Raw genomic sequence first — 8,197 nt, 5'->3', positions numbered from 1 at the left:
CACCGAGCTCGGCGAAGCCGGCGGCCACGGCGAGCAGGCCGTCGACGTCGGGCCCGGCGAGCGCGTCCAGGTGGGTCAGCCGTAGGGCCGGCAACGGTCCCTCCAGCGGCCGTAGTTCGGCTGCTAACGCCCGTCCGGTAGCTCTTTCTCCGAAGCGCGCGACCGCATGCGCCGCGACCAGCGCGACCGACGAATTCGCCGGCGCCGCACGGCGGAACGCGTCCGCGAACGCGGCGACCGCGCCCGGCCGGTCGCCGGTGGCGTAGGCGAGCAACGCGGTGGCGATCTGGGCCGAGCCGGCCGGATGCCACGGCGTGTTGCCGGGGTTGTCGGCCAGCGCCGCCAGCGCCTCGCGCGCCGGACGGACCTGGCCCAGCATCGCGTGGGCCTCGACCAGCGCGCTCAGCGCGAGCGCCCGCTGGGCACCGCCGCTGACGCCCGGCGCCTCGGCGAGCAGCCGGCCGAGCGGCAGCACGGCGGCCGCGGCCGCGCCCCGTTCGAGGGCGACCCGGGCGACCAGGTTCAGCCAGACCGCGAGGAGGAACCCGGACCCCAGTTCCTCCGTGGCGCGCAGGCCCTGCGCGGCCCACCGGTCGGCGTCGAGCAGCCGGCCGGCGTAGAGCAGCGCGTAACCCCGCTGCACCGCCTGCATCTGGCGGGGCGGAGCGAGCCGGTCGGCGTCGGCGTCGGCCCGCGCGTCGACCCGGTCGGCGACCGCGAGCGCCTGCTCGGCCCGGCCGTCGAGGGCGAGCATCGCGACGGCGTACGCCTGCGCCTCGTGCACCTCGTCGTCGTCGGCGCTGGCCAGGAGCGGGTCGATCAGCGTCAACCCGGCGCGGGTGCGGCCGGCGAGGTTCGCGGTGAACCCGCGACGCGCGACCAGGTGGGCCTTTGCCCGGCGGCTGGACACGGTCTCCTCGGCCCGGCGCAGTTCGGCCATGGCGTCGTCGTGCCGGCCCAGCCGGGCGAGGATCTCGTTGGCCATCGACGCCCGGGTCGTCCGCTCGTCCTCGGACCGGCACTGGTCGAGCAGCGACGTGAGGATCTCCAGCGACGCCTCGTACCGCTGCTGGCGGGCCAGCGTCGTGGCGTACAGGAGGCCGGCGTCGAAGCCGGGGCGCTGCCGCCAGAGTTCGCCGGCGAACCGGGCGGCCAGGTCGGGGTCGAGCGAGCGGTGGGTCAGCCGGGTCGCGCGGAGCAGGTCCTCGACCGGCACCGGTTCGCCGATCTCCAGGCACCAGGCGGCCAGCCGCAGCGTCAGCGCCTCGCCGAGCCCGGCGATGTCGCGGCTCGACTCGACCAGCCGGGCCAGCAGCCGCCGGCGGTCGAGCCCGCCGAGCGCGGCCAGCGCCTGCTCGGCGTACAACGGGTGGCCGGCGCTCACCACGTGCCGGGCCAGCGTGTCGATCCGCGACCGGGACACGCAGACCAGACCGGCCCGCTCGGCCGCGTCGACGTCTACTTCACCCACCAGACGCAGCAGGAGGTCGAGCGGCACCGGTTCGGCCAGCGCCACCACGTCGAGCACCGCACGCCCTCCGGGGTCGGCGACCGCGAGATTGCGCGTCACCACCTCGCGCAGCCGGCGCGACGGCGGCAACGGCCGGACCGCCCGGCCCAGCCCGTCGTCGACCACCAGCGCACCGGTCGACACCGCCTCGGTGACCAGTTCGCGCAGCGCCAGCGGAAGCCCCCGCGACCGGGTGTAGAGGTCGGCCGCCACCTCCGCCGCGACCGGCGCGCCGACCAGCATCTCGACCACCTGCGTGGACGCCTCCGGCGACAACGGTTCGAGGTCGACCCGGTCCAGGTGGCCGTTCTTCCACAGGTCCAGCAGCGTCGACGGGACCGGGTGGTCGCTCGACGCGATCATCACCATCCGCACCTGGCGCGTGGTGACCAGCAGGTGCAGCAGCGTCTGGGTGGTGGCGTCGAGCCAGTGCGCGTCGTCGACCAGCAGCAGCGGCCGGCTGCGGATCAGCCGCGCCCGGGCCTGCGCGATGCCGTGCTCGGGATCGAGGTCGGGAAACACCGCGAGCAGCGGCGCCAGTGCGATGCATTTCGCCGCCGCGGTGCCGACGAGCGTGACGACCGCGCGCCGCCCGGACACCGCCTCCTGCGCCAGCCTCGTCTTCCCGACGCCGGACGTGCCCGTGATGAACACCCCTCCCGCCGCACCGGAGAGCGCGTTGCGGATCTGCTCGCGCTCGGGGTCACGCGCGATGAGCGGCCCGGAAACCACGCAGCGAGCATCGACCCGCAGGAGTACGTGCGTCAACCCGTCGCTTTCCTGACACCCGGACCTGAGTAGCGGCTACTCAGGAACCGGGTGCTCATTTCGCGGACGGTTGTCGACGTCGATCCATGCGGATCGGAATCCGTACCGGAAGGAACGCAACTCATGTCTCACCTCGCATCCCGACTGATCGTCGCGGGCGCGCTGCTCGGCGGCCTGGCCGGGGGCACCCTCCTGGCCGCCCCGCCGGCGTACGCCGCGCCGGTCAACGACAACTTCGCCGGCGCCACGGTGCTGCCCGACGTCAGCGGCCAGGTGGCCGCCCGCACCAACAACGGCACGGCGACGGCGCAGGTCGGCGAACCGGCCCACTTCCCGGGGGTGGCGGCGCACCGGTCGATCTGGTTCACATGGACCGCTCCGTCGACCCGGAACGTCGTCTTCCGCACCCAGTTCAGCACGTTCGACACGGTGCTCGCCGTCTACCGTCAGGACGGGTCGGGCCTGGGCGGCCTGACGCAGATGGACGCCAACGACAACGCCGTTCTGAACGGCGTCGCCACCACGCAGAGCCAGGTGGCGGTCGTGGCCGGCGCCGGGCAGAAGCTCTACATCGCGGTCGACAGCAAAGCCGCCGCGACCGGCGACGTCAACCTGAGCTGGACCATGAACGACGACTTCGACACCGCCCAGCAGCTGAGCGGCCCGGCGGCCGGCGGCACCATCGTGGGCGCCAACACCAACGGCACCACGCACGAGATCCAGGAACCGGCGCACGTCAACGACGCGGCGCAGCACTCGGTCTGGTTCACCTGGACCGCGCCGCGCACCGGCACCGCGACGTTCCAGGCCACCACGGCCCGGTTCGACACCCAACTCGCGGTGTACACCGGAACCAACGTGGCGGTGCTGACCTTCGTCGCCGGCAACGACGACCAGGTCGCCGGAAACACCCTGTCGAAGGTGTCGTTCCCGGCCACGGCGGGGACGACGTACGCCATCGCGCTGGACGGCTACAACGGCCAGAGCGGCAACGCGACGATCCAGTACACGCTCGTCTGACCCGGATCGCCGCCGCCCGGTGCCTCCCCGGCACCGGGCGGTGCGGCTCAGTAGGTCGTTTCCGTAGTTCTACCGACGCCCGCGGCCCGGCGTCCTTCCTATGTTGGCCCCCCGGACAGGAAGGAGAGCTACGTGAAACACAGATTGATGACCGGCGTGACGGCGGCCGTCATGGCCGTCGTGATCGGCGTGGGTGGCACCGCCAAGCCCGTCAAGGCGGCGGTCCCCTACGTGCAGATCGCGATCGCCGTCGCGTCGGCGCTGTTCTCGGGCGGCGGCGGTGGCGGTGACCTCGAACGCGCCAAGCGGGAGATCATCGACGCGATCAACGCGGCCCGGCAGGAGATCATCGGCCAGATCGACAACATCGCGAGCGCCGAGGTGCGTGCCTGCACCGACGCGGCCACCACGAAGATGCTCCTGATCGACCAGCTCGACCCGTTCAGCCTGTCGCTGTTCGTCAACGACGCCGTCAACTGCGCCACCCTGTCGAGCGCCTTCTTCGACGCGGTGCAGACGCCGGCGGCGGCCGACACCATCGGTAAGCTGATCGGCACGATCTACTCGATCGCCTTGGTCGGCTTCACCAAGCTCGGCTTCCCCACGGTGGATCTGCTCGACCGGCTGATACGCAGTTACGACGCCGTGGTGGTCAAGCTCGCGCCGCGGTGCGACGAGCAGCGGGTCGTGGAGTACGACAACCAGGGTCGCCCGTTCTACGTGGAGATCCAGTACACCTGCACCGCGTACAACGGTGACACGGCCTACGGGGTGGAGACCTACTACCGCGGCCGCCCGGGTGTGCGGCTGGACCGCGTCGCGGTTCAGAACGAGGCGACCCGCAACACCAGCCGCGCGACCGCGCAGCTCGCGCTGCCGACGCTGCGGTCGCTCCGGGCGGGCCTGGGGTAACCCGTCCCGGTTCCGGAACCGTGCCGCCGGCGGGAGTCCGCCGGCGGCACGCGCGGTCCCGATTTGCAGATCACTGTGGGTCGGACCCGTCGGGACGCGCGGCGCGGCGGGGTTCCGGCCCGGCCGCGGCCTCCTCCCGGCCCGGTCGGCGGGTCGGCAGGTACCCGATCACGCATGCCGCGGGCGGGTCGAGGTCGAGGAATTCGGTGCGGAGGTTGTCGAACCCGGCGTCGGTCAGCAGGGCCGCCAGCTCGGCCGCGGCCGCCGCCGAGGTCGCGGCGGTGGCACCCGCGCATCGCGGCTGCGACACGACAGCGATGCGTCCGCCCGGCCGCAGCAACGGGCCGAGGTCGCGCAGCCGGGTGGCCGGTTCGGGCCACATGCCGACCGTGTTGACCGCGAGCGCGGCGTCGAACGGCACGTCGTCCAGCGTCAGGTGCTGCACCGGCGCCTGCACCAGCCGGACCCGTCCGGCCCGGATCGCGGCCCGGTTGCGGCGACCTGCCTGGCGGATCATCACCGGCGAGTGGTCGACGCCGACCACCAGCCCCCGGGTCGTCCGGGCCGCAAGGGCGGCGACGGCCACGCCCGGACCACAGCCGAACTCGACGACGCGGTCGGCCGGCCCGACATCGAGCAGCCGCACCGCCCACCGGTTGCGCGCCACATTCGACGAACGCCGACCCATGATCCAGCCGGCGACGTGCCCGGCGGCTCCGTTCGGGCGGTGGAACTGCGCCAGGCCCCCGTGTGCCGCCCACCATCGAAGGACGCGGTCGAACAGCCACTTTCTCGTACCCATAAAGGGAAGCGAAGCAGTTCAAGTAGGCTTGAAGTCAATGACCACCACCGAAGATCCGCCGCCGTTGCTGTCGATCGGAGAACTGTCCGAACGCACCGGCGTCCCGACGAGCGCCCTGCGCTACTACGACGAACTCGGACTGGTGCCGCCGCAGGCCCGGACCAACGGACAGCGCCGATACACCCCCGCCGCGGTCCGCGACGTCGGCGTCATCCTGTTCTTCCGGGAGATCGGATTCTCGCTGGCCGAGATCGCCCGGTTCATCGCCGGCGGCCGGCGGTCGCGCCAGGAACTCATCGACCACAAGCTCGCCGAACTGGCCGAGCAGCAGCACCGCATCGAGGTGGCCCGCACCGCGCTCGAACATGGCCGGCGGTGCCCGTCGGGCGAACCGATGACATGTCCGCGGTTCTGGTCGATCATCGAGGGGCGGTTGCGTGGCCTGTCCGTGGAAGACAGCCACGCACGCGCACACTGACCACCCGGCCGTTGCGGTCCTAGGGCGTCGGGTCGATGACGCGGACCCGCGGATCGTCGCGGTCGTATCCCAGGCGGTGCACCATGTGGGCGGTGCCGCCGACGCCGTCGCCCGCCTGCCCGTTCCAGACCAGGACGGCGCGGGGTTCGGGGTGCAGCGACCGGGCGAGGTCGACCATCCACTCGTTGGTGCGGGTGAACACCTCGTCGCCGGCCGGGGGGTCACGGAGTTCCCGCACGTCGGCGACCTCGAGGAGGCGGCGGAACCGGGCCGCCCAGTCGGTGCCCGGGAGGTCGACGGACTGCTCGACGAAGCGGTCGGGCGGCAGGGCGAGGCACACGACGACGTGCGCGCCGCGGGCGAGGGCGGCCTCGGCCGCGATGATGTCGGCGCCGCGGGCGCCGCCGCAGATCAGCGTCGTGGACGGGCCGACCTGCCACTCGTCGAAGACGGCTTCGATCTGGCCGGTGACCCACGGGACCCGCTCTTGCGGGAACCGGGGAACGGGCCGGTCGGGAGCGTCGACGAGGTGGCCGCTGGCGACGATGACCTGGTGCACCGCACCAGTATCGCGAATGATCGTTCAGGTCTCCAGGTGGCGGATGATCGAGTTCAGGTCGGTCACGTCGACGCCGCGGCGGGCGCGGGCGTCGCGGATGATGCGCAGGTTCGCGGCGGTGGTCGTCCGTTGCCACTGCTCGGGTCCGGACGCGAGGACGGCGCCGAGCGCGGCCCTGGCCTCGGCCGGGTCGCCGCCCAGCACCGCGAGTTCGAGCCGGGTGGCCGGCACCCAGTAGCCCGCCGACACCTCGGTGGCCGCGCTGCGCGTGAGCGCGAACCGGACCACGGGCATCAGCTCCTCCATCGCGGCCAACGCCTCGTCGGTGCCCCGCGCGTCGAGCAGCGTGAGTGCGTTGATTCCCGGGTAGTAGTCGCGCCAGTCGATCTCGAAGCCACGTAGGTAGGCGTCGAGCGCCCGGGTCAGCAGGCCCTCGGCCCGGATCTCGTCGCCGGCGGCGACCGCTTCCAGCCAGACGGCCTTGTGGATCCGGCCGCGCAGGCCGCAGGTCTCGGAGGTGGGACCCTGCTCCGCCTCCATCTCGTGCAGGAGGCGCAGCGCCGCCTGCCGGTCGCTCCCCCGACGCGGATCGGCCGGGTCCTCCGCGTTCTCGGCGCGCCGGTTGTACGCGAACGCCACCAGCTGCCGGACGAGGACCTGCCGGCGCAGGTGGGCGGGAAGCTCGTGGTAGGTGTCGATCATGCCGGTCCAGTCGTCCATCGCGCGGTAGGCGAGCATGACCTCCGTGTGGACGCCCAGGTCGGTGACGTATCCCCCGCGCAGTTCGGCGTGGACGGCGGCCAGCGCCGCACGGGCCTCGTCGCTCGCGCCGGTGGCGACCACGGTCTGCCGGAGGTCCTGGAGCCGGGCCTTCACGGCCTCACCGGCCCGCACCTGTTCCGCGAACGTGGGTGCCGCGGCGGCCGGCAGCTGTTCGGGCCGCCAGTCGGCGATCAGCTGGAACAGCGGGCTGTCGGTGACGTCACCCGTATGGGCGATGCGGCGCAGCTCCCGCAGCTTGTCCCGGACGCCGTCGCGCAGGGCCGCGGCGGCCTCCGGGGTCAGGATGTTGCGCGCGGTCAGGTCGTAGGGCTGGGTCCGCAGCGGGGCGACGTCGAAAGGCAACGGCTTCCGGGACGCGTAGACGGTCAGCGTGGTGTGCGGCCGCGCGGCATGCCGGATTCCGAGTTCGTAGAGCACGTTCGGGTTCGCGGTGGTCAGATCCGCCACGGCGAAGTCACACAGCAGCAGGCGCTCGAACATGGCCCGGTGAATGACGCCGCCGAGTCGCTCCTCGTCGGCGCGGAGCGGAACCATTCCTGCGGCGATGATTCCGGGCGCGAGCGCCTCCTCGTATATCGCGTCGAAGTCGACCTTCGCTTTTCCGGCCGGGTCGGGTTTCGTTCCGAACGGCATGAGGACAAAGCACAGTGGACGATCGGACACACTGTCAGTTTGTAGGCTTGCACGCCCACGTCAACTCGGAGACGCTTTCGGTGGAGACTGCGGCCATCGATCACCTCCAGAAGGAGACGAATGAACGACTCACGTTCTCCCGAAAGATCCGAACAGACCACTGGCCGCGACTGGATGGAGGAGCAGTTTCTGCCGATCATCCAGCAGCTCGAACTCACCACACTCCAACGGGAGTTTCTCCGCCACCGCTGGCTCGACCAGGTCCGGTGGGCCGAGGGAAAGGCCGGCACCGCACAGCGCTGGTACCGCGTGCTGCGGCTGACCACGATCGTCGGCGGTGTGCTGATCCCGGCGTTGATCGGCCTCGACCTCACCGAACCCGCGTCCGAGTACCTGCGCTGGGCGATCTTCTGCGTCGGCCTCGTCGTGGCGTTCGCCGCCTCCATCGAGGGCTTCTTCCACTACGGCGACCGGTGGCCGCACTACCGCCGCACGGCCGAGTTGCTCAAGAGCGAGGGTTGGCAGTTCTTCCAGCTCTCCGGCCAGTACGAGGCCGTGACGACGCACGCCGCCGCGTACGCCGCGTTCGCCGCGCAGACCGAGGCGATCGTCCAGCGTGACATCGAGGTCTTCTTCACCGCGGTGGTTCCCGGGCAGGAGAAGGAGCGGCCCGACGCGGCGCCGGTGGTGCCGGCGCAGGCGGCGCGCCAGCCCTGATCACCGCGGTCCGGG

General features: G+C 72.1%; 8 protein-coding genes. 4 read left to right on the top strand and 4 right to left on the bottom strand.

The features are described from left to right. The coding region (locus Vau01_RS24130) for a tetratricopeptide repeat protein (protein ID WP_203996576.1) at window positions 1–2,242 on the bottom strand (2,242 nt) is incomplete at its 3' end. Window positions 2,243–2,401: 159 nt separating this feature from the next. On the opposite strand from Vau01_RS24130, the gene Vau01_RS24125 reads away from it, so the two are divergent. Further along, a complete protein-coding gene (locus Vau01_RS24125) occupies window positions 2,402–3,298 on the top strand; it encodes a hypothetical protein (RefSeq protein WP_203996575.1) in 897 nt (298 codons plus the stop codon). Between the two features lie 132 nt (window positions 3,299–3,430). Next, window positions 3,431–4,210 carry a hypothetical protein gene (locus Vau01_RS24120; protein WP_203996574.1) on the top strand — a complete coding sequence of 260 codons (780 nt, stop codon included), beginning with the start codon at window positions 3,431–3,433 and terminating at the stop codon, window positions 4,208–4,210. 70 nt (window positions 4,211–4,280) lie between these two features. Here Vau01_RS24120 and Vau01_RS24115 read toward each other — a convergent pair whose 3' ends face one another. Continuing rightward, window positions 4,281–5,012 carry a class I SAM-dependent methyltransferase gene (locus Vau01_RS24115; RefSeq protein WP_203996572.1) on the bottom strand — a complete coding sequence of 244 codons (732 nt, stop codon included), beginning with the start codon at window positions 5,010–5,012 and terminating at the stop codon, window positions 4,281–4,283. Between the two features lie 37 nt (window positions 5,013–5,049). Between Vau01_RS24115 and Vau01_RS24110 the strand changes: the two genes are divergently transcribed. Beyond that, the gene (locus Vau01_RS24110; protein ID WP_203996570.1) at window positions 5,050–5,490 is read left to right on the top strand and encodes a MerR family transcriptional regulator; all 441 of its coding nucleotides are present in this window, start codon (window positions 5,050–5,052) and stop codon (window positions 5,488–5,490) included. Between the two features lie 19 nt (window positions 5,491–5,509). Here the strand turns inward: Vau01_RS24110 and Vau01_RS24105 are convergent, their stop codons facing one another. Both Vau01_RS24105 and Vau01_RS24100 read right to left on the bottom strand, forming a co-directional pair. Then, window positions 5,510–6,049 (bottom strand): hypothetical protein, encoded by a 540-nt coding sequence (locus Vau01_RS24105; RefSeq protein WP_203996568.1) that lies wholly within the window; start codon window positions 6,047–6,049, stop codon window positions 5,510–5,512. 24 nt (window positions 6,050–6,073) lie between these two features. Further along, on the bottom strand, window positions 6,074–7,465 hold the full coding sequence (locus Vau01_RS24100) for a TRAFs-binding domain-containing protein (RefSeq protein ID WP_203996566.1): 1,392 nt from the start codon (window positions 7,463–7,465) through the stop codon (window positions 6,074–6,076). A 120-nt stretch (window positions 7,466–7,585) separates the two neighbouring features. Between Vau01_RS24100 and Vau01_RS24095 the strand changes: the two genes are divergently transcribed. Continuing rightward, window positions 7,586–8,182 (top strand): DUF4231 domain-containing protein, encoded by a 597-nt coding sequence (locus Vau01_RS24095; protein ID WP_203996564.1) that lies wholly within the window; start codon window positions 7,586–7,588, stop codon window positions 8,180–8,182. Window positions 8,183–8,197 lie beyond the last annotated feature (15 nt).

The sequence above is a fragment of the Virgisporangium aurantiacum genome, assembly GCF_016863635.1.
GTDB lineage: Bacteria > Actinomycetota > Actinomycetes > Mycobacteriales > Micromonosporaceae > Virgisporangium > Virgisporangium aurantiacum.
The sequence above is the reverse complement of the archived record's forward strand: the minus strand, read 5'-3'. Positions and strand labels throughout refer to the sequence as shown.

Coding starts and splice junctions, on each gene's coding strand:
- Vau01_RS24110 (WP_203996570.1), top strand. CDS start 5,050: ATGACCACCACCGAAGATCCGCCGCCGTTGCTGTCGATCGGAGAACTG.
- Vau01_RS24125 (WP_203996575.1), top strand. CDS start 2,402: ATGTCTCACCTCGCATCCCGACTGATCGTCGCGGGCGCGCTGCTCGGC.
- Vau01_RS24095 (WP_203996564.1), top strand. CDS start 7,586: ATGAACGACTCACGTTCTCCCGAAAGATCCGAACAGACCACTGGCCGC.
- Vau01_RS24115 (WP_203996572.1), bottom strand. CDS start 5,012: ATGGGTACGAGAAAGTGGCTGTTCGACCGCGTCCTTCGATGGTGGGCG.
- Vau01_RS24100 (WP_203996566.1), bottom strand. CDS start 7,465: ATGCCGTTCGGAACGAAACCCGACCCGGCCGGAAAAGCGAAGGTCGAC.